The organism is Pelolinea submarina, assembly GCF_003966975.1.
GTDB classification, from domain to species: domain Bacteria; phylum Chloroflexota; class Anaerolineae; order Anaerolineales; family Anaerolineaceae; genus Pelolinea; species Pelolinea submarina.
This window is the reverse complement of the sequence record NZ_AP018437.1, coordinates 458,574-485,031: the sequence shown is the minus strand read 5'-3', so window position 1 is coordinate 485,031 and position 26,458 is coordinate 458,574. Positions and strand designations below refer to the sequence as shown.

The 26,458-nt window shown below is 54.9% G+C and carries 19 protein-coding genes; 2 read left to right on the top strand and 17 right to left on the bottom strand.

Translation table 11 applies throughout. From position 1 onward, the window contains the following. The first annotated feature begins 125 nt into the window (after positions 1 to 125). Positions 126 to 1,169, top strand: coding sequence for a zinc-dependent alcohol dehydrogenase family protein (locus Pelsub_RS02275; protein WP_116226361.1), 1,044 nt, complete (start codon positions 126 to 128; stop codon positions 1,167 to 1,169). A 207-nt stretch (positions 1,170 to 1,376) separates the two neighbouring features. After that, entirely contained in the window at positions 1,377 to 1,535 is a 159-nt protein-coding gene (locus Pelsub_RS15615) for a hypothetical protein (protein WP_158674933.1), read from the top strand. Positions 1,536 to 1,748: 213 nt separating this feature from the next. Here the strand turns inward: Pelsub_RS15615 and Pelsub_RS02270 are convergent, their stop codons facing one another. The 17 genes from Pelsub_RS02270 to Pelsub_RS02195 form a co-directional block, all read right to left on the bottom strand. Further along, on the bottom strand, positions 1,749 to 2,711 hold the full coding sequence (locus tag Pelsub_RS02270; protein ID WP_116226362.1) for a hypothetical protein: 963 nt from the start codon (positions 2,709 to 2,711) through the stop codon (positions 1,749 to 1,751). 438 nt (positions 2,712 to 3,149) lie between these two features. After that, positions 3,150 to 3,278, bottom strand: coding sequence for a hypothetical protein (locus Pelsub_RS15930; protein WP_267896295.1), 129 nt, complete (start codon positions 3,276 to 3,278; stop codon positions 3,150 to 3,152). A 1,084-nt stretch (positions 3,279 to 4,362) separates the two neighbouring features. After that, positions 4,363 to 7,584, bottom strand: a complete 3,222-nt coding sequence (carB, locus tag Pelsub_RS02265) for a carbamoyl-phosphate synthase large subunit (RefSeq protein ID WP_116226363.1) — start codon at positions 7,582 to 7,584, stop codon at positions 4,363 to 4,365. After that, positions 7,577 to 8,713, bottom strand: coding sequence for a glutamine-hydrolyzing carbamoyl-phosphate synthase small subunit (gene carA, locus Pelsub_RS02260; protein WP_116226364.1), 1,137 nt, complete (start codon positions 8,711 to 8,713; stop codon positions 7,577 to 7,579). Before carA ends, carB begins: the two co-directional genes overlap by 8 nt. A 323-nt stretch (positions 8,714 to 9,036) precedes the next feature. After that, complete coding sequence (locus Pelsub_RS02255) at positions 9,037 to 9,897, bottom strand: hypothetical protein (RefSeq protein ID WP_116226365.1); 861 nt, start codon at positions 9,895 to 9,897, stop codon at positions 9,037 to 9,039. Positions 9,898 to 10,345: 448 nt separating this feature from the next. Further along, entirely contained in the window at positions 10,346 to 11,269 is a 924-nt protein-coding gene (locus Pelsub_RS02250; RefSeq protein ID WP_174233243.1) for a branched-chain amino acid transaminase, read from the bottom strand. Positions 11,270 to 11,328: 59 nt separating this feature from the next. Then, positions 11,329 to 12,393, bottom strand: a complete 1,065-nt coding sequence (leuB, locus tag Pelsub_RS02245) for a 3-isopropylmalate dehydrogenase (RefSeq protein ID WP_116226367.1) — start codon at positions 12,391 to 12,393, stop codon at positions 11,329 to 11,331. Positions 12,394 to 12,413: 20 nt separating this feature from the next. Next, the gene (gene cimA, locus Pelsub_RS02240; RefSeq protein ID WP_116226368.1) at positions 12,414 to 13,997 is read right to left on the bottom strand and encodes a citramalate synthase; all 1,584 of its coding nucleotides are present in this window, start codon (positions 13,995 to 13,997) and stop codon (positions 12,414 to 12,416) included. Further along, positions 13,994 to 14,596, bottom strand: a complete 603-nt coding sequence (leuD, locus tag Pelsub_RS02235; protein ID WP_116226369.1) for a 3-isopropylmalate dehydratase small subunit — start codon at positions 14,594 to 14,596, stop codon at positions 13,994 to 13,996. Before leuD ends, cimA begins: the two co-directional genes overlap by 4 nt. 12 nt (positions 14,597 to 14,608) lie before the next feature. Next, a complete protein-coding gene (leuC, locus tag Pelsub_RS02230; RefSeq protein WP_116226370.1) occupies positions 14,609 to 16,027 on the bottom strand; it encodes a 3-isopropylmalate dehydratase large subunit in 1,419 nt (472 codons plus the stop codon). A 64-nt stretch (positions 16,028 to 16,091) separates the two neighbouring features. Then, on the bottom strand, positions 16,092 to 17,717 hold the full coding sequence (locus Pelsub_RS02225; protein ID WP_116226371.1) for a 2-isopropylmalate synthase: 1,626 nt from the start codon (positions 17,715 to 17,717) through the stop codon (positions 16,092 to 16,094). Beyond that, positions 17,707 to 18,771, bottom strand: coding sequence for a ketol-acid reductoisomerase (ilvC, locus tag Pelsub_RS02220; RefSeq protein WP_116226372.1), 1,065 nt, complete (start codon positions 18,769 to 18,771; stop codon positions 17,707 to 17,709). Before ilvC ends, Pelsub_RS02225 begins: the two co-directional genes overlap by 11 nt. A gap of 38 nt (positions 18,772 to 18,809) precedes the next feature. After that, the gene (gene ilvN, locus Pelsub_RS02215; protein WP_116226373.1) at positions 18,810 to 19,355 is read right to left on the bottom strand and encodes an acetolactate synthase small subunit; all 546 of its coding nucleotides are present in this window, start codon (positions 19,353 to 19,355) and stop codon (positions 18,810 to 18,812) included. A 33-nt stretch (positions 19,356 to 19,388) separates the two neighbouring features. Continuing rightward, positions 19,389 to 21,092, bottom strand: a complete 1,704-nt coding sequence (gene ilvB / locus Pelsub_RS02210; protein ID WP_116226374.1) for a biosynthetic-type acetolactate synthase large subunit — start codon at positions 21,090 to 21,092, stop codon at positions 19,389 to 19,391. A 51-nt stretch (positions 21,093 to 21,143) separates the two neighbouring features. Further along, positions 21,144 to 22,811 (bottom strand): dihydroxy-acid dehydratase, encoded by a 1,668-nt coding sequence (gene ilvD, locus Pelsub_RS02205; protein WP_116226375.1) that lies wholly within the window; start codon positions 22,809 to 22,811, stop codon positions 21,144 to 21,146. A 957-nt stretch (positions 22,812 to 23,768) separates the two neighbouring features. Continuing rightward, positions 23,769 to 25,736, bottom strand: coding sequence for a hypothetical protein (locus Pelsub_RS02200; RefSeq protein WP_116226376.1), 1,968 nt, complete (start codon positions 25,734 to 25,736; stop codon positions 23,769 to 23,771). 269 nt (positions 25,737 to 26,005) lie between these two features. Then, complete coding sequence (locus Pelsub_RS02195; protein ID WP_116226377.1) at positions 26,006 to 26,311, bottom strand: ferritin family protein; 306 nt, start codon at positions 26,309 to 26,311, stop codon at positions 26,006 to 26,008. Positions 26,312 to 26,458 lie beyond the last annotated feature (147 nt).

Genomic DNA, 26,458 nt, shown 5'->3' with positions numbered 1-26,458 from the left:
AGGAGAGATTTTAAAATTAGCGGATTTTCCTTACAAGATTCCTTGGCAGGCAGGATATAATCGCTGAAAAGCGTACGGCTGATCCAGCCGGTGTAAACAAAAAACCTTTCAGGAGCGTAACTGCCATGCGAGCTGCTATTTTTGAAGAATTCGGAAAACCCTTAACCATCCAAAACCTGCCCGACCCCACACCCCGTGAGGACGGCGCAGTGATCGAAGTGAAGGCTAACGGCATCTGCCGCAGCGACTGGCACGGCTGGATGGGCCATGACACGGATATCCAGCTGCCGCACGTGCCCGGACACGAGCTGGCCGGTGTGATCACGGCCGTGGGCAAGGACGTGCAGCGCTGGAAGGTAGGCGATCGCGTTACCATGCCCTTCGTGTGCGGCTGCGGCACCTGCCCGCAGTGCGTTTCGGGCAACCAACAGGTATGCGACCACCAATTCCAACCCGGCTTCACCCATTGGGGCTCCTTCGCCGAATACGTGGCGGTCAATTACGCCGACACCAACCTGGTGTGCCTGCCGGAAGAGATCGACTTCGTTACGGCCGCCAGCCTGGGCTGCCGCTTCGTGACCTCCTTCCGCAGCATCGTGGACCAGGGGCGCGTCTCGGCCGGGCAGTGGGTGGCGGTACACGGCTGCGGCGGGGTGGGCCTCTCGGCCATCATGATCGCCAGCGCGGCCGGTGCGCAGGTGGTAGCCGTGGATATCGACGATACCAAGCTGGATTTCGCCCGCAGCCTCGGCGCAGCGGTTACCATCAACTCAAAGAAAGTCGCGGACGTGGTGGCGGCTGTCAAGGACGTCACCGGCGGCGGTGCGCACGTTTCGATGGACGCACTGGGCAACCCGACCACTTGCTTCAATTCGATTGCCTGCTTGCGCAAACGCGGGCGGCACATCCAGGTGGGCCTGATGCTGGGCGACCAGCACCATCCGGCCATCCCGATGGACAAAGTGATTGCCAACGAGCTGGAAATTTACGGCAGCCATGGCATCCAGGCGCACCGCTATGGCACCGTGTTCGAGATGATCCTGTCGGGCAAGCTGGCGCCGGATAAATTGATCGGACGGCGCGTGACGCTGGAAGAAGGCATTCAGGAGCTGGTCACGATGGACCAGTTCAAAGGAACAGGTATCGCGGTGATCGATAGGTTCAGCTAGGAAAAAACTGATTCCGTATCCCAAACAAGAATGTTTGGGATACTTTTTTTTGGATTGACTTCATATGGTCATCCTGAGGGAACGCGTGACCGAAGGATCTCAGTCAAAAATGAAACAGGGCTTAATTTTGATCAGTCCGGGATCCATTCCTCGCGTCTGAAAACAGGCGCTCGTCAGGATGACACGGGAAGTGAACCAAGTTGATTTGTGCTTAATACACGGCGGCTGAGAGCTTTATGCCCTACCCTCTTCGACACTACAAACACACTGGGTATCTTGGCTTACCAGCCCACCTACAGCTTCAAGGATTTGCTGGCGGACCTGGCCGAGTACGGCCCGAAAGGCCCGCCGCTGCCGGAGTTTTAGAAGCATAGTATATGCTTTATTTTATTAAAATTTTTCACAAAATTTACAAATGCATTCTAATTTAGAATTATTTTTTGATAAGTTGAAAACAAAGAAATCATTAGTGAATTGGAAATCATCACATTTTGGAGTGGTTGAAATAATTTGCGGAAGACTTACCTCATGCATTTTGGATATTAACCGTAAGACCTATAAATTATTTTTCGTAATCGCCTATTCCCAATCATGAAATTCAAGAATATTTTCTTTTTGGATTAGGTCTAACTTTTCACAGTGGAATTGGGTCTTCCAAAAATTTTTCCTGATATGTTCATCAACATTACCATTCCACTCAATGATTTGCAGTACCTTATCTGCTAAATGGCTTTCGATTAGATTGTTCAAGTGAGTATCCATCCCTGAATAACCAAAAATAATAATTTTTTCACTTTCCTGCAATGCCAAATTGAGGTATCTCCAATAAGCGGTCAACACATATGAAGAATCTATAATTGTTGGTTTTTGATTAATATGAGAAAGAACAAGATGTTTTGTTGGAATCATTTTTGCACTGGCTTGGGATTGCTTAATAAATACTCCACCTTGTTCAATATATAATGGAGAACCATGTAAGTGTAAATAATAACCAAAATCATTCCCATATTTACGCTCTAAGTTCTCAATGTTGAATCCTTTATCATAAAAACCGTCAATTAATTCTTTATTATATCCACCCACAATTTTCGATTCGATAAATTCTTTATAGATGAGATTGTCATAATTTAATGTAGCCACATGAGATTTTGTCTTTCGTATATAATCACATAGGTTACGTGTAAATGACTCTGGCAATCTAAAATCATGGTGATGAAAATACCAAGCTACGTTTGTGATGTATTGTCTCGAAACTGTTGGAAATTGAATGCCCTCATCTTTTAACCACCCAACTCTGTCGCTTGCGATACTGTTTAGAAATTCGCAAGCATTTACAGCCAAATGCAATATTGCAAGGTCATTCTCCCCATTAGGAAAATCTCCCGCCCCTTGTGCACGCAAACAACTTTGAATAAGAGATTTGGATTCTTGATTTAAACAATCTGAATTTTCCCAAACATTTCTCAAAGCACATTCTAATCGGAAAAAGTCAGGATTCAATGCCATTCCTAAACCATTTCCAAATATTATTGTTGATTTCATATACTCCTCCTAAATTTTATTAATACCCTTTTCATTTTCATTTATTGCCCTCCCAATTTTTTAATTTCTATTTTTGAATATTTATTGCCTGAAAGAAAAACCGCTAATTAGTCATCTGCCTATCTCCTTTCTAGTTGAAAAATCAATACAGATATCTCTACGAAATCACCTTGACAACAATCAAATTATCTTATATAATATACTTAGGAGGTGCTGTAGACAAATCAATATTGTTTAAATAGGATTTATTATACCATATTATTTATATTTTGTCAAGGGTACACCTCTGTTTTTAAAGAAAAACAGAGGTGTACCCTAATTACTTATAAAGATCTCATTGTTACGTTTAACAAAATAATAAGTAATATCGTTTACATTTCTTAATTACAGCACATAAACGAACTTTTACATTGTCTTTGCAATACTTTAAAAAAACCATTATTTGAATTTCAACAATCGTAACGCACCCTTTACGTACCAGGCCACCCGAAAGGGCTCGGAGAGTACGAAGGGCAGCGTCACCCAGATGGGCGTCAAAAGCAGCAGCGGGAAGTACAACAATTGCATCCCAGCCGCCAGCAGACCGATCTAGGCGCTGGTACTCTCAATTTTCCGTTTTGCTAGCCCCATTTGGTTCTTGCCTTATTATCTTTCCTTTTTTTGGCACATTAGTTTCCAAATTTCAATATATTAATAATCGGGCGTACAGCTCTTGCACTCCCAACCCGCACCATCGGAAGCTGACGCGCAATCATAGCAAGTCCATTTCCAGCATTTTCGACATCTGTGTATTTCAGGGGTCTCTATTTCGATTACAGATGTTGAATTATCCTGATCGCTAATAATTTTTCCTGTAAGAATGTCAGCTTTTCGTATTTTAGAAACTGCTCCACACCTGTGACACTTTTTTTCGTCATTGAACGTACTTGTTCTTACTGGCTTTAAGTAAATTGCATCACCTTCGTTTTTTATTTCAAGCTCCTTATGACAATGTCTACACACAAATCTGCCAAGATCAGTTCGGATCTGTAATTTCTTCCCACATGATGGGCAAGAGAGTGAAATGAATTCAGTCATGTTTCATTTTCCTTTTGTAAATAACCTTAGTTTATAAGCACTGCTTTATAGATTTTACATTTTTTATATGGTCAGGTTCTTTAGAAAATCGCCCAATTTTTAATTAATCAATTGATGGATTGTATTACCACCGCCCAGGTTGCGACTGAAGAAACCCGCGGCGATGAAAGCAACTATTGCGCCGGTACGATAAAGAAAACGCGGGGCCCTGCTCTTATTATTTTTCTCCATCCCATACCTTCCCTTATTATCTCAATCTTACATGTTGTTGGAAATTTCTCCATCTGATCCCCTCTCATCTGCAATGGGAATACGGGACACTATTTCTACTTATTCTATTATGAGAAATCCACCAACAAGCTCAAACCGGGCATACCGGTGGATGTGACCTTCGGAAGCTGGCCTTTATATCTTTTAGAAATACGTTAAATACTCTGGATTTCAGGAGTTTTTTTTATTCAACCTTAGCAAGATGTAATCGATCTGGCGCTTATCCGTGTCAGGAGCTGAGATTGCTTCACCCTTCATTCGTCTTCAACTAATGAAGGGTTCGCAAAGACACTTCCGGCGAAAGTTACCTTTTACTAAAATGATCCTGCAAGCTGCGGTATTGCAGCTCCTTATCGCGCAGCACGCGGATGGCGGAGACGGCCGCGGCGGCAGCCGAGAGTGTGGTCAGCAGGGGCACGCTCATGGCCAGGGCCGCGGCGCGGATCTCGGCGCCGTCCTGGTGAGCATTGGGGCCCAGCGGCGTGTTGACGATCATGTCCACCTGCCCGGCGCGGATCAGGTCCACGATGTGCGGGGATTCGCCGGAAAGTTTGTTGACAACCGTGACCGGCAGGCCCACCTTGCTGAAGAAATCGGCCGTGCCGGGCGTGGCCAGCAGCGCAAAGCCCATGCGGTGCAGGTCGCGGGCGATCTTCAGCCCGGCGCTCTTGTCATAATCATTCACACTGATCAGAGCCGTCCCGCTCAGCGGCAGGCTCTCCCCCGCGGCGATCTGCGACTTGGCGAAAGCCAGCCCGAAGTGGGCGGCATGCCCCATGACCTCACCGGTGGAGTGCATTTCGGGGCCCAGCAGCACGCTGGAACCCGGCAGCTTCTTGAAGGGCAGCACGGCTTCCTTGACGAAGAAACCGTCCACGCGCGGCTCTTCGAGCACGCCCAATTCCTCCAACGTGCAGCCGGCCATAACCTGCGCGGCCACATAGGCCAGGTTCAGCCCGGTGGCTTTGCTGGCGTAGGGCACGGTGCGCGAGGCGCGCGGGTTGACTTCCAAGACATACACCATCTCATCTTTGAGAGCAAACTGCACATTCATCAGCCCGCGCACACCCAGCGCCAGGCCGAGCTGCTCGGTGAATTCGCGCATGATACCCTGGTGGTAGGCGCTGACCTTGTAAGGCGGCAGCACGCAGGCCGCGTCGCCGGAGTGCACGCCGGCTTCCTCGATGTGCTGCATGACCGCGCCGATCACCACCCGTTGGCCGTCCGCCAGCGCGTCCACGTCGATCTCGAAGGCGTCCTCCATAAACTTATCAATTAACACCGGCTGTCCGGGGGAAGCTTCCAGCGCGGCCTGGATGAACTCCGCCAGGCGCGCTTCGCTTTCCACCATGGCCATGGCGCGCCCACCCAGTACAAAGGACGGCCGCACCAGCACCGGGTAGCCCAACCCGGCCGCCACCGTGCGGGCTTCTTCCAGCGAACGGGCAATGCCGTTGTCGGGTTGGGGAATATCCAGTTGGCGCAGCAGCCCGGCAAAAGCCTCGCGGTCTTCGGACAGATCGATGGCCTGCGGGGTAGTGCCCAATATGCGTACGCCGGCCGCTTCCAGGCGGGCCGCCAGGTTGAGGGGCGTCTGCCCGCCGAACTGGACGATCACGCCCATGGGTTGCTCGCGATCCACCACGTTCATGACGTGTTCGAAGGTGAGCGGCTCGAAATACAGGCGATCGGCGGTGTCGTAATCGGTTGAGACCGTTTCCGGGTTGCAATTCAGCATGATGGTCTCGTAGCCCAGTTTTTCCAGCGCGAAAGCCGCCTGGCAGCAGCAATAATCGAATTCGATGCCCTGGCCGATGCGGTTGGGGCCGCCGCCCAGGATGAGGACCTTCTGCTTGCCGGTTGGGCGGGCTTCGTCTTCCATCTCATAGGCACTGTACAGGTAAGGCGTCTGGGCTTCAAACTCGGCCGCGCAGGTATCCACGCGCTGGAAGGTAGGCAGGATGTCCAATTCCAGGCGCAGTTTGCGCAGCGCGTCCTCGTCCATGCCCAGCAGGCGTGCCAATTGGCTGTCGGCAAAGCCCATGCGCTTGGCGGCGCGCAGCAGCGCCGGAAAGCCGTCAGTGTCAGGAGACGACCCCGCTATTTGCGTTTGCATCGCACTGATGCTTTGCAGTTGTGCCAGGAACCATAGGTCGTAACCGCAAGCGGCCTGGATGGCTTCCAACGGCAAACCCTGTTGAACCGCGCGATACACACGGAAAAGGTGGTCGGCAGTGGGAACGCACAAATCCGCCAGCGTTTCCGCTTCATCCGGTAAGGCATGTTTGGGTCCGCTGCCGTCCGGCGCGTCCACGCCGATTTCCAGCGACTGCACCGCTTTTTGCAGCGCCTCGGGGAAGGTGCGGCCCAAGGCCATGACCTCGCCGACCGACTTCATCTGCGGGCCGAGCACAGCGTCCACGCCGGGGAACTTCTCAAAGGCCCAACGCGGGATCTTGACCACACAGTAATCCAGTGAAGGCTCAAAGGCGGCTGTGGTCTGGCCGGTAATGTCGTTGGGAATTTCATCCAACGTATAACCGACCGCCACCAACGCGGCCAACTTGGCGATGGGCACGCCGGTGGCCTTGGAAGCCAGCGAAGAGGAGCGGCTGACGCGCGGGTTCATCTCGATCACCACCACACGCCCGGTTTCGGGGTGCACGGCAAACTGCACGTTGGCGCCGCCGGTCTCCACACCCACGGCTGTCAGCACGCGGTGCGCCATATCGCGCAGCACCTGGTATTCACGGTCGGTCAGGGTTTGGGCGGGGGCCACCGTGATGCTGTCGCCGGTATGCACACCCATGGGATCCAGATTCTCGATGGTGCAGATGACCGCGAAGTTATCGGCGCAGTCGCGCATGACCTCCAATTCAAATTCCTTCCAGCCCTGGATGCTTTCCTCGACCCAGGCCTGGCCGCTGGGTGAAGCTGCGATAGCCGCCCGCACCGCTTCCGGCAGCTCTTCCTCAGAGGCCACCCAGGCCGCGCCGGTTCCGCCCAACGCGAAAGAAGCCCGCACCAGCAGCGGATAACCGATTTCGCCGGCCAAAACCTGCGCTTCTTCCAACAAATAAGCCGCGCCACCGTGCGGGGTAGGAATGCCGGCCTGCGCCATGGTCTGGCGGAACAGCAGGCGGTCCTCAGCCGCTTCGATGGCCTGCAGGTTGGCGCCCAGCAGCTTGACGCCGTACTTGTCCAATACACCGCTGCGGCTGAGTTCTTCGGCCAGGTTCAGGCCAGTCTGGCCGCCCACGGTGGGCAGCATGGCGTCCGGCTGCTCCTGTTGGATGATAGCCTCCAGCGCGTGCGGGGTAAGCGGCTCAATGTAGGTGGCGTCCGCGATCTCCGGGTCGGTCATAATGGTAGCCGGGTTGGAATTGACCAGCACAACGCGGTATCCCTCTTTACGCAGAGCTTTGACCGCCTGAGTGCCGGAATAATCGAATTCGGCCGCCTGTCCAATGACGATGGCGCCCGAGCCGGGCACCAGGATGGTGTGAATGTCGCTGCGCTTAGGCATGGGACGCCTCCATTTCCAGCAGGGTAAAGAAAGTAGAAAAAATATCGTGCGCGTCGTGCGGGCCGGGAGCGGCTTCGGGGTGGAACTGCACGCTCATGACCGGGCGGTTTTTCAGGCGCAAGCCTTCCAGCGAGCCATCGTTCAGGCTGCAGTAGGTCACTTCCACCTCAGCCGGATCCAGCCCCCCGGCCTGCACAGCGTAGTTGTGGTTTTGAGCAGTAATCAGCACGCGGCCACTGGGAAGATACTGTACAGGATGATTGCCGCCATGGTGGCCGAACTTCAACCGGTAGGTATCCGCGCCCAAGGCGCGGCCAATCAATTGATGACCCAGGCATATGCCAAACAGGGGCACACCACTGTTCATCAACTCTTTAACAGTTTCTACAATCATGGGCAGCCCGGCCGGATCGCCGGGCCCGTTTGACAAAAAGATGCCCTGCGGATGATAAGCCAATGCCTGCGCAGCGCTGGTATTGGCAGGCACCACCTGCACGCGCGCGCCTCCGGCAGCCAGATGGCGCAGAATGTTGCGCTTCAGGCCGAAATCGTAAGCCACGACCAGCGGACTATCCGTATTGCCGGGATTCTGCGCTGCGACCCAGGCGCTGCCCGCGTCAGCCTGCCACTCGTAAGGATGCGCACAGGTCACTTCCGCCACCATATCGCGCCCGTCCAAGCCGGGCCATTCGCGCGCCATTTGCAGCAATTGCTGCGGCGGGGTGCCGCGGGTGGAGAGGGCAGCTTTGAGCGTGCCGCCGTCGCGCAGCTTGCGGGTCAGCCAGCGCGTGTCCAAACCGCTGATGCCCGGCACTTCATGCTGCGCCAGCCACTCCGGCAGCGGTAGGGCCGCGCGCCAGTTGGAAACCAGCGGGCTGAGGCTGCGCACCAGCACCGCGGAAACCTGCGGGCAAGCGGACTCGTCGTCCTGCAAGTTGATGCCCACATTGCCGATGTGCGGCAGGGTGAATAGCACGCCCTGCCCGCGATAGGAAGGATCGGTGATGATCTCCTGATAACCGCTCATGCTGGTGTTGAACACCAGCTCAAAAACAACGTCTGCCCGCGCGCCAAAAGCTTCTCCGCTCAGTACGCTGCCATCTTCTAAAACGAGTGTTGCATTTTCCATGAATATGATTGCTCCAGATCTAAATCGTTAATTTTCAACCGTTCAACAGTGAGCCGCCGGGCAAACCGCTCCGCGCGCAGGCGCAAAAAAACAGCCCTCCGAAAAGAAGGGCTGTTGGTTTTTTTGTTAATATGCGCTCATCGTGCTGTAATCACGCCATTCAGGCAATATCCAAGCGGCCGTCTTCCCGGTGAGAAGCGGTGGGCTGAAATCGGGTTCGCAGCATTCGGTTCATCTTGAACATATTGGACGCTATTTTATCATGTATAGACAATTTGTCAAATCGTTGTAAACGCAGAATTTGTTTTTTAAGGTTGGCAACCTCAATCGTTAATGGTGCGCAGGGTCATGGCCGCCAGGATGATGCCGCTCAAGCTGATGACGCCGAAGCCGGCCGTCACCACGGGGTCAACCGCCACACCGGAAAGCAGCTGCACGATGATCATGGAGATGAGCGCCGCGCCCATGGTCAGTATCTTCAGAAGCACCACCAGCGACAAGGTGTAGCCCCAGGCATTTCCCTTGCGCAGCAGCAGCGCGGTCAGGATGGCAGTGGGGACGATCACGCCCAGGTCCAACGCCTGAATGACCATGGTGATGGCCGATTCCAGTCCGGCCGGCGCCGTGCCGGTCAACATGGGCGGCACAACCAGCCCCAGCCAGGCCAGCGCCAGGAAGGCGGCCACGACCAGGAAATAAGTGGTGATGGCGCGCCGCGGGAAGCGCTCGCCGATGTGGGCCGCCACCTCGGCCGGGTCGAGCGCCATCAGCGCCAGAATGAAAGCAAACAGGCTCAGAGAGAAGAGTGCCACGTATACCAAAAAGAAGGCGTTAAATGCCGTCAGGAAGGACATGGAGGCATAGGTGTACAGGAAGTAAGCCAATCCGCCGGTCAGCAGCAGTTTGCCGCGCATGGCATCCTTGCGCGTGCGCAGCATGGCGTAAACCAGCAGCGGGATGCCGACCAGCAACGTGACGATGTCCTGGCCGATCTCCTGGGAGGAGGAAGCCACCGTGTCGTAGCGGTACAGGCCATGTCCGCGAATCATGACGGTTTCACCGCGCAGGGTGGTAAAGGGATAAGAGTCGCCGCTGCCCTGCCACAGCAGGCCGCTGCCGGCCGCGACAGCCGCCAGTAGGGCGATCAGAACGCTTAGTTTTAAAACGGTATTAAATGATTTCATCGCAATCCTCCGATAAAGGGATCTTTTTTTTAGCTTCGTTGGGGATTTATGTAAAAATTATAAACGAAGTTGCTTTGCGGGACATTTTTACTTTTAGAAGTGAAAAATATTGCTTCGCCCACCGGCCTTTCCCCGAGGGAACGCTACGCGGTCGACAGGGCTCAGGCAGCGAAGGGCTCGCAATGACAATATTCTCTTTTGTCATTGCGAGGTTTGCGAAAGCAAACCGAAGCAATCTCAGCTTCTATTATACAAACATGGATACTGGAGTATATGAGACCCCAGCCGAGATTATTCCCCCCATTGAGGATGCTTCGCGGTTGCTGCGCTCAGGATGACAATAAATATTTTCTTGTCGCACAAGAATGTGCGACCTACAAACAAAATAAAAAGAGAGATGTCCTGACGACATCCCTCTCTTCTATTCTGATATATGTAATTGTGCGAATTACGCGTTGACGTAGGTCAGCCACTCATCCGAGCGCGCGCCCTTGCCGGTCGCGGTTTCGTGGAAGAGCTTCTGTACCTTGGCAGCCACAGGGCCCATCTTGCCGGCGCCAATGGTGCGGAAATCCAACTCGCGGATGGCGATGATCTCGGCGGCGGTGCCGCACACGAAGAGTTCGTCGGCGATGTAGAGCTGGTCGCGCGAGATGGGTTTTTCAACCGTCTCGATGCCCATGTCATTGCAAAGGGTCAGGATGGAATCGCGCGTGATGCCTTCCAAGATGGAAGCCGTGAAGGGCGTGATGACCTGGCCGTTGCGCACCACGAATAGGTTCTCGCCAGTGCATTCGCTGACATAACCCTGCGGGTCAAGCATGATGGCTTCTTCAAAGCCCAGGCGCACCGACTCGGTCTTGGCCAAAATGCTGTTGGTGTAATTGCCGGTGGATTTGGCTTTGGTCAACATCACGTTGGGATGGTGGCGCGTGAAGGAGGACACATTGGCACGGATGCCGGCTTTCAAAGCTTCTTCGCCCAGGTAAATACCCATTTCCCAAACGGCAATACCGATGCGGGGTTTGTAGGCGTCCAGGTTGAGGCCGTAAGCCGAACCGTCGCTGAAGATCAGCGGGCGGATGTAGCAGGATTCCATTTTGCTGGCAGCCACAGTGTCCACTACCGCCTGGCACAATTCATCGCAGGTGTAGGGGATATCGCGGAAGCCCAGGATATGGCCGGAATTGATAAAACGGTCCATGTGTTCTTTCAGGCGGAAGACCGCCGGACCTTTGTCCGTGGCGTACGCGCGGATGCCCTCAAAAGCGGCCGAACCGTAATGCAGCGCGCTGCTTAAAAATGGGATGGTTGCCTTCTCCGATTCGATCAGCTCCCCATCCATCCAGGTGAATTTACCCTCAATTGTCATTATTTTCTCTCCTATTCAATGGTTTATAGATTTAATGATGTCGTAAAGTACAACCAGCCTTAAGAACCCAGACGCGCGATAACCTCATCGGTCATCTGCTGGCTGGTGAGCTTCCCTCCCAGGTCGACGGTCCGCAGCCCGTCGCTGATGGCCTGGTCCACTGCCTGCTCGATGCGCGCCGCCGCTTTGGGCAGCTTGAGTGAATAACGCAGCAGCAAAGCTGTGCTCAAAATGGTACCGAGCGGGTTGGCGATGCCTTTGCCGGCAATATCCGGCGCCGAGCCGTGGATCGGTTCGAACAAACCCGCGCCGTCCGCGCCCAGCGAAGCCGAGGGCAGCATGCCCATCGAGCCGGTCAGCACGGAGGCTTCATCGGTGAGGATGTCGCCGAACATGTTCTCGGTCACCAGCACGTCCAGATTGGCGGGCGAAGCCACCAAACGCATGGCAGCCGTGTCCACCAGCATGTTCTCCAATTCGATCTCAGGGAACTCGGCGGCCACTTCCGCGGTGACCTTGCGCCACAGGCGCGAAGATTCCAGCACATTGGCCTTGTCGACCGAGGTGACCTTCTTGCGGCGCTGCTCGGCCAATTTGAAGGCCATACGCACCACGCGGCGGATCTCCTCTTCGTTGTAAACCAGGGTATCCACCGCGCGTTCAATGCCGTCCACCACCTCACGGCCCTTGGGCTGGCCAAAATAAAGGCCGCCGGTAAGCTCACGCACCACGATCATGTCCACGCCCGCAAGCCTTTCCGGTTTGAGCGGCGAGGCCGAGATCAGGTCGGGGTGCACGCGCACCGGACGCAAGTTGGCGAACACCGCCATGCCTTTGCGCAGCCCCAGCAGTCCCTGTTCAGGGCGTACTTTGGCCTGCGGGTCGTCCCACTTGGGGCCGCCCACCGCGCCCAGCAAAACGGCATCCGCCGCCTGGCAGGCCGCCAGGGTCTCGTCCGTCAGAGCGGTGCCAAACTTATCAATGGAACAGCCGCCAATGAGCTGCTCATTGAAATTTAAATTGGCACCCTCCGCCTGCGCGGCCGCGGTCAAAACCCTGACCGCCTGGCCGACCACTTCCGGGCCAATCCCGTCTCCGGGCAATAATACAATATTGAAATCCATAAATTCCCTTTCCCTTTCTACTATGCGGCCACTTGTTCGGCCGGGTCTTCTTCCGTGGTGGTCATTAAACCGTACTCGATTGAGTCGGCCAATGCCTGCCAGCTGGCATCAATGATATTAGGGCTGGCGCCCACCGTGCTCCAGGAATGATAACCGTTTTGCGTGTCGATCAACACACGCGTGATGGCTTCGGTAGCCAACGCGCCGTTGAGGATACGCACTTTGAAATCGGTCAGGTGGAATTGCGCGATCTGGGGAAAATCGTCAACCAGCGCTTTGCGCATGGCCACGTCCAGGGCATGCACAGGGCCGCAGCCCTCACCCGCGGTGTGGATAACCTTCTCACCGATGCGCACCTTGACCATGGCCTCGGTGATGATACCGCGCTGCTGGCGATGCTCCACGCTGACGGAGTAATCGATCAGTTCAAAAGGCGCGCGATAATCGGGCTGGTGTCGTTTGAGCAGCAGCATGGCAGAAGCTTCAGCGGCTTCAAATGAGAAGCCCTGTGATTCCAATTCCTTGATTTGATTGAGCGCTTCCACAACCTCTTCGCTGCCGTTGACAGCCAGTCCATATTCCTCAGCCTTGCTGAGGATGTTGCCCTTGCCGGATAGTTCGGAAACCACCACCGACATTTCGTTGCCCACCAGTTCCGGTTCAATGTGCTGGTAGGATAACGGGCTACGGCGCATGGCGGACACGTGCACGCCGCCCTTGTGGGCGAAGGCCGCCTGGCCGACATAGGCCTGGTATTCATCCGGCGCCAAGTTGGCGATCTCCGCCACAAAGTGCGACAGGTCGTACAGCTCAACCAATTTTACCGACGGCAGGCATTCATAACCCAGCTTTAACTGCAAGTCGGGGATGATAGAGCATAAGTTGGCATTGCCGCAGCGTTCGCCATAACCGTTGATGGTGCCCTGCACCTGGGTGCAGCCGGCTTGCACGGCCGCCAACGAGTTGGCTACCGCGCACTCACTGTCATTATGAGCATGAATACCCAGCGGAATATCCAGTTCCTGATGCACCTGGCTGACGATGGCGCTGACTTCATGCGGCAGCGCCCCGCCGTTGGTATCACATAGGACCACACGCTCCGCCCCGCCGCGCACAGCCGCGCGCAGCGTATCGAGCGTGTATTCCGGGTTTTCCTTATATCCATCGAAGAAGTGTTCGGCATCGTAGATCACGCGCCGGCCCTGCTCACGCAGATAAGCCACGCTCTGTTCGATGATGCGCAGGTTTTCCGGTAAGGTGGTGCGCAGTACATCTACAACGTGCAAGGTCCAGGACTTGCCAAAGACCGTGCAGACTGGTGTACCGGAATCCAGCAAAGCCTGGATGTTGGCGTCGTCCTGCGGGCCGCCGTTGACCCGGCAGGTGGAACCGAAGGCTGTAATCAACGCATGCTTCCAGTGGATCTTGGCAGCTTCCTGAAAGAATTCGACGTCTTTTGGGTTCGAACCCGGCCAGCCACCCTCGATGAAATCCACGCCCATCTCGTCCAGACGCTGCGCAATGCGCAGTTTATCGCTGCAGGAAAGCGAGATGTCCTTACGTTGGGTACCATCGCGCAGGGTAGTGTCGTAAATTTGGATCATGCAGGCACCTGTTTTAGATGCGCTTTTTCGTAAGCAACAATCTGATCCATAACGGACAATAGATATCCCAACTCATCTTTGCCTTGCAGCAAACAGGTTTTGGAGAAGGGATCAATATCAAAATTGACTTTCAGCCCGCTGGGAATAGTAAGGCTTTGTTCGTTCAGGTCCACGCTCCACTCGGCTCTTGGGCTCTCTTCCAGAATTTCACGCATCTGCTGGTGCACCTGCGGGCTGACCTTGATGGGCAGCAGGCCGTTCTTAAGAGAATTATTGCGGAAGATATCGCCAAACGAAGTGGCAATCACCACGCGAAAACCGAAACCAACCAGCGCCCAGGGGGCATGTTCGCGTGAAGAACCGCAGCCAAAATTATCGCCCGCAAACAGGATTTGGGCATCGTTCGCTTCGGGCTGGTTAATAATAAAATCCGCGCGCGGGCTGCCGTCCGGGTTATAGCGCCAATCGTTGAACAAGTGATTAGCCAGGTCGGCTTTATCCGTGATCTTAAGGAAACGCGCCGGGATGATCTGGTCGGTGTCGATGTCATCCAGCGGCAGCGCCACGACACGGGAGTTCAATTGGGTAAATGCTTGCATATCATTCTCTCCTTAATCATCCAACAGGGTGCGTACGTCGGTAACCACGCCGGTCACGGCCGCGGCCGCGGCGGTCAGCGGGCTGGCCAACATGGTACGCCCGCCCTTGCCCTGACGGCCTTCGAAGTTGCGGTTGCTGGTGCTGACGGCATATTGGCCGGGCTGGATCATGTCGCCGTTCATGGCAATGCACATGCTGCAGCCAGCTTCACGCCATTCCGCGCCCGCATCCGTGAAGACCTTGTCGAGACCTTCGGCTTCGGCGTCGCGTTTGATCTGCTGCGATCCGGGTACCACCAACACGCGCACACCCTCGGCCACCTTGCGGCCGCGCATGACACGCGCGGCTTCACGCAGGTCGGAAAGGCGGGAGTTGGTGCAGCTGCCGATAAAGACCACGTCAACCTTATGACCCAGCAGGGGTTGGCCCGCGGGCAGGTCCATGTAAGCCAGGGCTTTCTTCAAGCCGCCATCCGACGCTGATTCCAGCGTGGGAAGGGAAGCAGTGATGGGCATGCCCATACCGGGGTTGGTACCGTAGGTGATCATGGGTTCCAGATCGGAAACGTCCAATGTGACAGTGCGGTCGTATTTGGCGCCTTCGTCGCTGGGCAATTTACGCCAGCGCGCCACGGCGGCGTCCCAATCCGCACCCTTGGGGGCATACTTACGTCCAGCCAGGTATTCAAAAGTGGTTTCGTCCGGCGCGATCAAGCCGGCGCGCGCGCCCGCTTCAATCGACATGTTGCAGACGGTCATGCGCTCTTCCATGCTGAGGGCACGGATAACCGGGCCGGTATATTCGAGCACGTAGCCCACACCGCCGGCCACGCCGATCTTGGCGATGAGGGCCAGGATGATATCCTTGGCGGTCACGCCTTTCTTCAGGCTGCCTTCCACGCGCACTTCGCAGGTCATGGGTTGGCGCTGCAGCAGGCACTGGGTAGCCAGCACGTGTTCCACTTCGCTGGTGCCAATGCCGAATGCCAGCGCGCCGAATGCGCCGTGGGTGGAGGTGTGGCTGTCGCCGCACACAATGGTCATGCCGGGCTGGGTCAGGCCCAGTTCCGGGCCAATCACGTGCACGATGCCATTGCGATCGCTGGCGGCGCCGAAGCTTTCAATGCCAAATTCGCGCGCGTTCTCTTCCAACTGTGCAATCTGTTTGCGGGCCAGGTCGTCCGCCAGGGCCAGACGGCCTTCCACAGTGCCATCCGCCGACAGGGTCGGCAGGGAATGGTCCACAGTGGCTACCGTGCGGTCCGGGCGGCGCACTTTTAGGCCGCGCTCGCGCAGGCCGGTAAAGGCCTGCGGCGAGGTGACTTCATGAACAAGCTGCAGGTCAATGTACAGCACGGCCGGTGAATCCGGCTGCTGCGCGACCAGATGCTCATTCCAAATCTTTTCAAAAAGGGTTTGCGGTTTTTCCATCAAAACTTTCCGCCTTCCATGGGGTGTGTTGTTCGCATCTTAAAATATCTCCTCGATTGGCTGCTCAACCCGCCACTGCCTGCACAGCCGGTGTTTCAACCGGGCCGTACTTACCGGTGGAAGCCAGCATTTTATTGATGGCCGATAGGTAAGCTTTGGCGCTGGCCACGATAATGTCGGTGTCCGCGCCATAACCGCCAAATGTGCACGGGCGCTCGATTTCTTTCTGGGCTGTCATCACCGCCGGCAGGTCCTTGGTGGCAATGCGCACGGTCACTTCGCCCAGCGCGTCAATGCCTTCGGTAATGGCGTGAATGACAAAATCAACCAGGGTGCTGTCCATCTGCACAATGGCATCGATGGCCTTGAAAGTAGCGTCTACCGGACCGGTGCCGATGGCCGCATGAATATGCGTTTCGCCGTCCGGCCCGACCAGGCGCACCGTGGCTGTGGGCAGGCCCATGGTGCCGCAGGCCACCTGCAAGCCTTCCAGAGTGAAGATGACCTCATTCTGGTAGATCTCATCCGAGATGAGCGCTTCGATGTCCGCGTCGGTGATGGTCTTCTTTTTATCGGCCAGGGTTTTGAAGCGGTCGAAGAGCTTGTTCAAAGATTCTTCGTCCAGGGTATAACCGAGCGAAATCAGGCGTTCCTTGAGGGCATGCCGTCCGGAATGCTTGCCCAATACCAGCTTGCTGGCGGAAAGGCCGACGGTTTCCGGCTTCATGATCTCATAGGTCAGGGTGTTCTTGAGCACGCCATCCTGATGGATGCCGGCCTCGTGGGCAAACGCGTTGGCGCCCACGATGGCTTTGTTGGGCTGCACACTCATGCCGGTGTAGTTGCTGACCAGCTTGCTCAGGCGGGTGAGCTGGGTAGTGTCGATATTCGTACCCAGATCCATCACCTGGCGGCGGGCATGCAGGGCCATAACCACTTCTTCCAAAGCGGTATTGCCGGCGCGTTCGCCGATGCCGTTGATGGTCACTTCCGCCTGGCGCGCTCCGGCGCGGATGCCGGCCAGGGTGTTGGCGGTGGCCAGCCCCAGGTCGTTGTGGCAGTGCACCGATACAACGCACTTCTCAATGCCCTTGGTGTTCTTGATGATGCCCGCGATCAACGCGCCGAACTCGTCCGGCATGGTATAGCCGACCGTATCGGGGATGTTGAGCGTGGTGGCACCGGCTTCAATGGCAACCTCCAAGGCCTGGTAGAGGAATTCGGGGTCGCTGCGTCCGGCGTCTTCCGGACTGAATTCCACGTCCTCGCACAATTCGCGCGCGTGCGCAACCATGCGGGCGATCTGGTCCAGCACCTGTTCGCGGTCCATCTTGAGCTTGTACTTCATATGGATGTCCGAGGTAGCAATAAAGGTGTGGATGCGCGGATGCGCAGCTCCCTTCACAGCTTCCCAGGCTTTGTCGATGTCACCTTCAATGGTGCGGGCCAGGCCGCAAATGACCGGGACGGTCGAACCATCCTCGGAATTGCCGATCTCCAATGCGATACGCCGCACGGCCTCCAGGTCATCCGGCGAAGCCGCAGGGAAACCGGCCTCAATGACATCCACGCCCATGCGCGCCAACGCACGCGCCACTTCCATCTTTTCAGCGGCGGTCATGGTGGCGCCGGGGGATTGCTCCCCGTCGCGCAGGGTGGTGTCAAAAATACGTACGATATTACTTTCCATCTTCCTTACCCCAGTTTTCCGGGCGCAGCGAGCGTACTACAGCGCCGGCTGCCCACATTTCCGACTCGCGCATTTCGGATAACTCGGTGTTCAATTTCGCCTTGTAATCCGGTGCGCTGTTGGCTTCAATCACAATACGCGTTTCCTCACCGTCGACGACACTCTGGTAGAGTTTTTCGAAGACAGGCGCGGTCGCTTTGCGGAACTCGTGGCGCCAGTCCAACGCGCCGCGCTGGGCGGTGGTGGAGCAGTTGGCGTACATCCAGTCCATACCGTTCTGGCTGACCAGACGGATAAGGCTCTGGGTAAGCTCTTCCACGGTCTCGTTGAAGGCTTCACTGGGGCTGTGGCCGTGCGAGCGCAGGGTGTTGTATTGGGCTTCCATGATGCCGGCCAGCGCGCCCATGAGCACGCCGCGTTCACCGGTCAGGTCGCTGAAGACTTCGTTCTGGAAAGTGGTGGGGAACAGGTAGCCGGAGCCAACGGCGATGCCGAGCGCCAGGGTGCGTTCGGTGGCACGCCCGGTGGCGTCCTGATAGACCGCGTAGCTGCTGTTGATGCCGGAGCCGTCCAGGAAATTGGCGCGCACGGAAGTGCCGGAACCCTTAGGGGCTACCATGATGACGTCTACATCCGCGGGAGCAACAATGCCGGTCTGGTCGGCGTAAACGATCCCAAAACCGTGCGAGAAGTAGAGCGCGTCGCCGGGTTTGAGGCAGGCTTTAATCGTGGGCCAGGTCATTTTCTGACCGGCGTCTGAGACCAGGAATTGAAGGACGGTACCGCGTTTGGCGGCTTCTTCCAATGAGAAGAGCGTTTTCCCGGGAACCCAACCATCCTTGACGGCTTTGTCCCACGAGTGAGAATTTTCCCGCTGGCCAACGATCACGTTAATGCCATTATCGCGCATATTCAAAGCCTGCGCAGGGCCCTGTACACCATAACCAAGTACCGCGACAACTTCGTCTTTAAGAACTTCCTGAGCCTTGGAAAGCGGGAACTCCTCACGCGTCACGACATCTTCTTCTACACCACCAAAATTAATTTTTGCCATTATGTTTTCTCCTTAAATATTGCTGTATTGTTAGATTTTTATGAAACAACTTCGTATTCTGCCGGCATTTTAGTTTTATGATTGCCGTTCGTTTTGTTCAACAGTTTAGGGACGCCGCGTTCCATGGCGATGATACCGGTACGCACCAATTCAACGATGCCGTACGGCTGCAGCACTTCCACAAAGCTGTCGATCTTTTCCTTATCACCGGTGATCTCAATAATGAGCGTGTCGCTGGCCACATCCACAATGCGCGCGCGGAAAACCTCCGCAAGCTGCATGATGGCCGAGCGTTTCTCCGGCGGAGCGGAGACCTTGACCATGGCCAGATCACGGCTGACGCATGGCTCATAAGTCAGGTCTTCCACCTGAATAACATTGATTAGTTTATGCATATAGGGCATGATGCGATCTACATCGGTTTTGTCGCTGTCCACCACGATGGTGATGCGCGAAATGCCCGGCTGGTGGGTATTGCTGACGGTTAGCGATTCAATGTTGAACATGCGGCGGCGGAAAACCGACACCACCCGGTTCAGCACACCCGGAATATCTTCTACTAAAGCTACAAAAGTATGACGCATATGATTACCTCGTTCCTTTGGCAATTCTCTCTTCTATTTATTTCCCACGGACTGCGGTACCGGGCGGCGGATCATCTTGTCGATAGCTGCACCGCTGGGCACCATGGGGTAAACGCTGTCCTCCTTTTCCACACGGAAATCGATCACTACGGTGCCGGGGGTATTTTGCGCGGTGTGGATGGCATCCATGACCTCATCGCGGCGGGTGACGCGCAAGCCGGTCAGGCCGTGCGCTTCAGCGATTTTGACAAAATCGGGGCTTTTCATGGGCGTGGCGGAATAGCGTTTGTCATAGAAAAATTCCTGCCACTGGCGCACCATGCCCAGGTAGCCGTTATTGAGGATGGCAACATTGATTTTGATGCCTTCCTGGGCCAACGTGGACAACTCGGCCTGGGTCATCTGGAAACCACCGTCTCCGGCAATCGCCCAGACTTCCATGTCCGGCCGAGCGAACTTAGCGCCGATGGCCGCGGGCAAACCGAAACCCATGGTACCCAAGCCGCCGGACGTAATGACGGTGTAGGGTTTGTCATGGCGATAGTATTGGGCTGTCCACATCTGGTTTTGGCCTACGTCTGAAACAATCAAAGCCTCGCCATTAGTCGCACGCCACAGGTCATTGACCACGTGAGCCGCGTACAAGTGGCCGCTATCCGGCAGGTTTTGGATATCGCGCACAGAGCTGTCGCCCTTCCATTCCTGGATGGTATTCAGCCAGTCGTCATGCGTGACAGGTTTCACTGAAGGCAGAATCTTCTGGAGAGTTTCCTTGAGGTCGCCAACCAGGGCAATATCCACCGGAATGTTCTTGTTGATCTCGGAGGGATCAATCTCGATGTGGATCTTGTGCGCCTTGGGCGCAAAATGGGAAAGCTTGCCGGTGACACGGTCGTCGAAACGCATACCAAAAGCCAACAGCAGATCGGCTTCCTGGATAGTTTGGTTGACCCAGGCTTCGCCGTGCATGCCCATCATGCCCAGGGACAACGGGTGCGTGCCGGGGAAAGCGCTCAAGCCTAACAGCGTGCTGGCAACCGGGGTTTGCGTGCGTTCGGCAAATTCGAGCACCTCTTCCATGGCACCGCTGATCAAAATACCATGGCCGGCCAGGATGACCGGACGCTGGGCATTCTGAATCAAATCCACCGCAGCTTTCAGATCGGCCGGCATGGGACTGAGGTCGGGGCGGTATCCGGTAAGCTGTACCGGGCTGCTGTCGTATTCCCAATCAATTTCAGCCTGCTGGGCGTCTTTGGTGATATCGATCAATACCGGGCCCGGCCGGCCGGAACGCGCGATGAAAAAGGCTTCCTTAATGGTCGGCGCAATCTGATAAGGATCAGTCACCAGATAATTATGCTTGGTGATCGGCAAGGTAATGCCGGTCACGTCCGTCTCCTGAAAGGCATCGTAACCGATGAACGGGCTGGCTACCTGTCCGGTAATACACACGATCGGAACGGAATCCATCAGAGCGTTGGCAATACCGGTAATCAGGTTGGTGGCGCCCGGGCCGGAGGTGGCCATAGCCACACCCACTTCACCCGAAGCGCGCGCATAACCGTCCGCCATGTGGGCTGCGCCCTGCTCGTGACGGGTCAATACGTGATGGACGGGGCTTTCGACCAGGGCGTCATAGATCGGCAGCGTTGTGCCGCCGGGGTAGCCGAAAACGACCTTGACCTTCTCGTATTCTAAACATCTCCAAAATATTTCTGCACCAGTAACTTTCATAGCTCCTCTTCTTCTCCTTATTAAACAGATTCGGGGTATTGCTGGTCTTTCCTAAACTTTCAGCACAGCGCCTGTATCGGCACTGGTAACCATGCTGGAATAACGGCGCAGCCAGCGGCTTTGAACACGCGGTTCAAAGGGCGGCAATGCTTCCAAACGTTTCTGGATCTCTTCTTCACTCAGCCGTACATTCAAGCTGCGGGCGTCAACATCAAGTTCAATCATGTCGCCATTCTGCAGCGCAGCGATGGGGCCGCGGGCCGCCGCCTCGGGGGATACGTGGCCGATGCAAGCGCCGCGCGTGCCGCCGGAGAAACGTCCGTCGGTGATGAGGGCAACTTTATCGCCCAAACCCATGCCCATGATGGCGCTGGTTGGAGTGAGCATTTCCTGCATGCCGGGACCGCCCTGCGGGCCTTCGTAGCGGATGACCACCACTTCACCGGCCTGTACTTCGTCGGCCATGATGCCGCGCTGGGCGTCTTCCTGTGATTCAAAGATGCGTGCCGGACCGGCGAATTTACGCATGACGTCGCTGACGCCGGCGGCTTTGATGACCGCGCCGCAGGGCGCCAGGTTGCCAAACAGGATAGCCAGGCCGCCGTGAGCGGAATGGGCATTCTCGTAAGGATGGATGACTTCGGGGTCCAGGATTTTTGCGTCTCTGATGGACGCGCGCAGGGTGTCGCCGGTAACCGTGATGCGGTCCAGATGCAGCCCGCCGCCGTGCGATTCGATCTCAGCCAGGATGGCCGGTACGCCGCCGGCGCGATGCACGTCTTCGATGTGCCAGGGGCCGGAGGGGCTGACCTTGCTGAGGTGCGGGATGCGGTCGGCCACGGCGTTGATGCGTTCGAGCGAATATTCGATGCCGGCTTCATTGGCAACCGCCAGGGTGTGCAGTACGGTGTTGGTGGAACCGCCCATGGCCATATCCAGCGCGAAAGCGTCGTCAATGGCATCGGCGGTGATGATCTGGCGCGGGGTGATGTCCCGCTCGATCAGATCGAAGATCTTTTTGGCAGCGCGCTCAGCCAGTTTATTGCGTTCGTCGCTGAGCGCCAGGGCTGTCCCGTTGAAGGGCAGGCCCATGCCGAGCACTTCCAGCAAGCAGTTCATGCTGTTGGCGGTGAACAGACCGGAGCAGGAACCGCAAGTCGGGCAGGCATTATCTTCCAGCATCTTCAAGCGAGCCGCGTCAATCTTGCCGCTCTGGTAGGCACCCAGCCCTTCGAAGACCGAAATCAGGTCGATGGCCTGGCCTTCGGGGGTGTGTCCGGCTGCCATCGGCCCGCCGGATATAAAAATCGCCGGGATGTTGAGCCTTACAGCAGCCATCAACATTCCCGGCACGATTTTGTCGCAATTGGGGATACAGACCATCCCGTCGAATTGGTGAGCTTCCATCATAGTTTCGACAGAATCGGCGATCAATTCGCGAGAAGGCAGCGAGTACTTCATCCCTTGGTGTCCCATAGCGATGCCGTCGTCAACCGCGATGGTGTTGAATTCAAACGGCACACCGCCTGCGGCGCGCACAGCGTCCTTGATACGCTTGCCGAAATCCTGCAAGTGAACATGGCCGGGCACAATGTCCGTATATGAGTTGACGATCGCGATGAAGGGTTTGTTCATATCGGCGTCTTTAACGCCGGTGGCCTTGAGCAGAGCCCGATGAGGTGATCGTTCGATTCCAAGTTTGACTTTATCTGAGCGCATTGTTGTTCTTCCTCCAAGTAGTTTTGAGTAAAAAAAAGACCGCCCAATTTTGTTGGGTGGTCTTTGCTTACGTTTGCCAGTCGCTGCTTTAAGTGTTACCGTTCTTCACCTAGCTGCCTCCATCCCAACCGAAATCTGGTTCTCGACAAGTACGAGGACCAGAATAATAATAACGATAAGGGATAGAGCGAGTATGGCTGTCATTTCAATTCTATTTCTTTACTTATACCTTTTGTTATTCCAAATTGCTTTTTGGCTGAAATTCGTATGACATTCTTCCTGCCAAAAAATATTGGCTCTGTTATACCAACCTATTGCATATCCGTCAAGATACAAAATAAAAGCATTAGAGATTTGTTAACAATTTTAACAACCAGTTTTCATTTTGGTTGCGCGTTTGAATGGAGAATTTCGGTTGCTGTTATTTAACCACAGATGAACACAGATAAACACAGAAACGCTTTCTTGGTTGATGCACACAGATGAGACCCAGCATCTTGTACGGCGACTTTCAGATTTTTCCCACGCAAGAATGCGTGGGCTACAATCTGGGTGTCATTCTGAGGGAGCATTATGCACGAGTGTCGCGAGACCAACAATTCAATTAACCACAGATGGACACAGATAAACACAAAAACGCCTTCATGGTTGATGCACACAGATAAAAACACAGCTCCCTTCTGGTGTCATCCTGAGGGAGCGTTTTGCCCGAGCATTGCGAGGGCAGCGACCGTCAGGATCTCGGCTGGCATTTAATTGACCACAGATGGACACAGATAAACACAGAGAAACCTTTTCATGGTTGATACACACAGATGGAATTAAGTTTCTTGTACGGCGACTTTCATCCTTTACTCAGTACTTTTGGATATCGCCACCAAACCATTTGCCGTCATCTTGAAAAAAAAGAAGCTCCTGCCTTTGGCCAGGAGCTTCTTTATACTAAGCTGTGTTCGGTCAATTCGCGCTGAAACGGTACATGTTGTCCAGCCGCACATCCACTCCGGCTCCCTGCCAGATGCGCAGCTGCCATAGGGCGTCGGGTTGGAATTCTCCGAAATATTCCCTCAAGAGATCGCCGCTGATGACCAGCGCAGCTTTGTTAGACGGGTCATCCGAGGGCCAGACGAAAAAGTATTTATCGTATTGGGAGATGATCACCAGGGTGTAGCTTTTCCCCGCAACCCAATCCAATTCTCCATCCAGCGTGATTGCGTCCAAGTATTGGTCATCCACCTTGATGCTGACATCGTTGAAATGCGGTGTATAGCGCAGCAACCGCTGACGGCCGTCATCACGATTGATCAGCGCGAAATCCAGCAGGTGCGGGACGTCTTCTGAAGAATCTCCGCCCTGGAAAGTAAATTCAGTGATCCAACTCTGTCCATCATTGGAGAGATTGATCTGGCACTCGCTGCTGATCTGATCACTCTGAGCCGGCAGGTCAATAGCGTTTGACGCAAACACCATATCATTGCATGACAGGCTGTCATAGGCGCTCAGATCCGAAACGAAAAACTCTCCCAGGTTGGGGATCACACCGGTCGCCGGCCAGCTCTCCAAATCGGTCTCATTTTCTTCAGAGGTGGCAGCGCCGGTTTCCCCATCGTTTTTCAAAGAATCCTTCGCAGCGGCTGCCAGGCTGAAACGCGAGAGGTTCGAGAGCGTAATCTGTTGGTTTTCGGACACCCAAACACCCATTTGCCAGTCTTCGTTCTCCAGCGGTATCCAGGTGGAAGGGACGTTTTCGCCATTCAGGCGAGCCGTCATGCGCTGGTCCGGCTGCCCGGAGGGCCAGATTTGGATATCAATCTCGCCATCCATCCCCATCAGGATCAGGGCGGAATAGGACTGGCCGGGTTGGAATTCAAAGCTGTTCTGGTAAGGCACGCTGGCAACTTCCTGATGATCCAGTTTCGCAACGACCTCGGCGTTTGCCAGGGTTACGCCCAGGCTCTTGACCGGCATATTTGAATTTTCCAAATTCGCATCCAGCATCAAATAAACCACGCCGGGCCAATCCCGGGCCGGCTGCGCCAGCACAAAATCGAAGGCCAACGCTTGTCCGGGCTGCAGGAATAGATCGCAATGCTGGTTAGCCCTGGCCTCCCAGGTGAAGGTGCCATCTTCCCCGACGAGCTTGTCCGCGCAATTGAGCTGCTCCACCGTTTCGGTATCGCGGATGGTGTAATCCGCCAGCATGCTGGCAAAGGTTTCCTGCGAAGCCTGTGTCTGGGCTTTTGCGCTGACCGTGTTCTCCAATTTCCAAATACGATAGACGATCAAGGTTTGGGATGAGCCTGATTCAATAGCCAGATTAAACGGGCCGGCGGCAGCCTCCGGCAGCGAAGCCGTATGAATTGGGTCGGGTTGGTCCACTGCCCATAAGCGCAGGTCCAACCCACCGGCAGTGTTGAGGTGCAGAAAGGCGGTGTAGTGGACATCGGGCTGCCAATCGGGGGCCGGTTCAAACGCAACGCTGCTTTCCTGTTGTCCGTCCATCCGTGCGCTTAAACCATCTGTGTTGAAACGCAGCGCACTCGACTCGCCGTTGAGCGGTGCAAGGCTGAAAGCCCAACCCGCATCCGCCGTGTCGGGCAGCTGCGTAAACGAGAATTCAATAGCCAATCCGTCGCCCTGCTTTAATTCGAACTCCGACAGCCAATCTGCGGCCCCGGCAGCACTTTGCCAGATGAACCCATTTTCGGCCGCAAGAAATGAATCATTCCCGGACAGATCGATGGATTCCAGCATACCGAATCCATACAGATTTTCCAATTCATTTATTGCGGAAAAAATTGCCGGTTCAGAATTCAGCGCTGCAGGCGGTGCGCTTTCAGCAGCAGGCGCACTGCAGGCAGCCAGAACCAGTGCTGCCAACAATAGACTGCCGACAGTTCGGAAAAAGAAATATTGTTTTTTCATTGTTAGATCCTTGATTGTATTTAGCGGCGCTTACAGATCGGCAAGCGAACCATTATTCGGCGGGGAAAACAAAAAAAGCTCATATCTGGAGAGCTTTTCCAATCCATCTACGATCCCCAAAATCATCCAATAAACACTCGGATGGACAAATAATATTTTACTGCATGCCTGTATGATTTAAAGCTTTGAATCATTGAATTTCATCTTAAATACAGATTACCCCAGCTGAAGCCGGGGTAATCCACAATCGTAAAAAAATAGGCACACTGCTATTTTTTGTTCTCTTCGATCTTCTCTTCTACCTCTTTGGTACCTTCGGCATAAAAATCCTTCTCGTCGGGAGCCAGTTCATACAGCAGCCGCAGGAATTCACCGGCATGCACGCGTTCCTCGTCGGCGATCTCCGTCAGCACCTGGATGGCTAACTGGTTGTCGGTCGATTCCGCCAACTGCATATACAGCTGGATAGCTTCATATTCAGCTGCCACCATAAAGCGGATTTCACGGATAAGTTCCTCCTGAGTAAGTTTTCGGCTATTCGCTAAGCCGGAAAAGGGGTTTCCAAAATCGGGCATTACATTCTCCTCCAGTTTTACATTCCGCTTCCCTCGCGCTCCCTCATGCGATGGCCTTGTGCGATGGATGGAATGTTTAGTCAATTTTCAACAGTATCTGCAAACAAGGATTCATTATAGCATCCAGGCTGCGGTCTGCAACTTTAT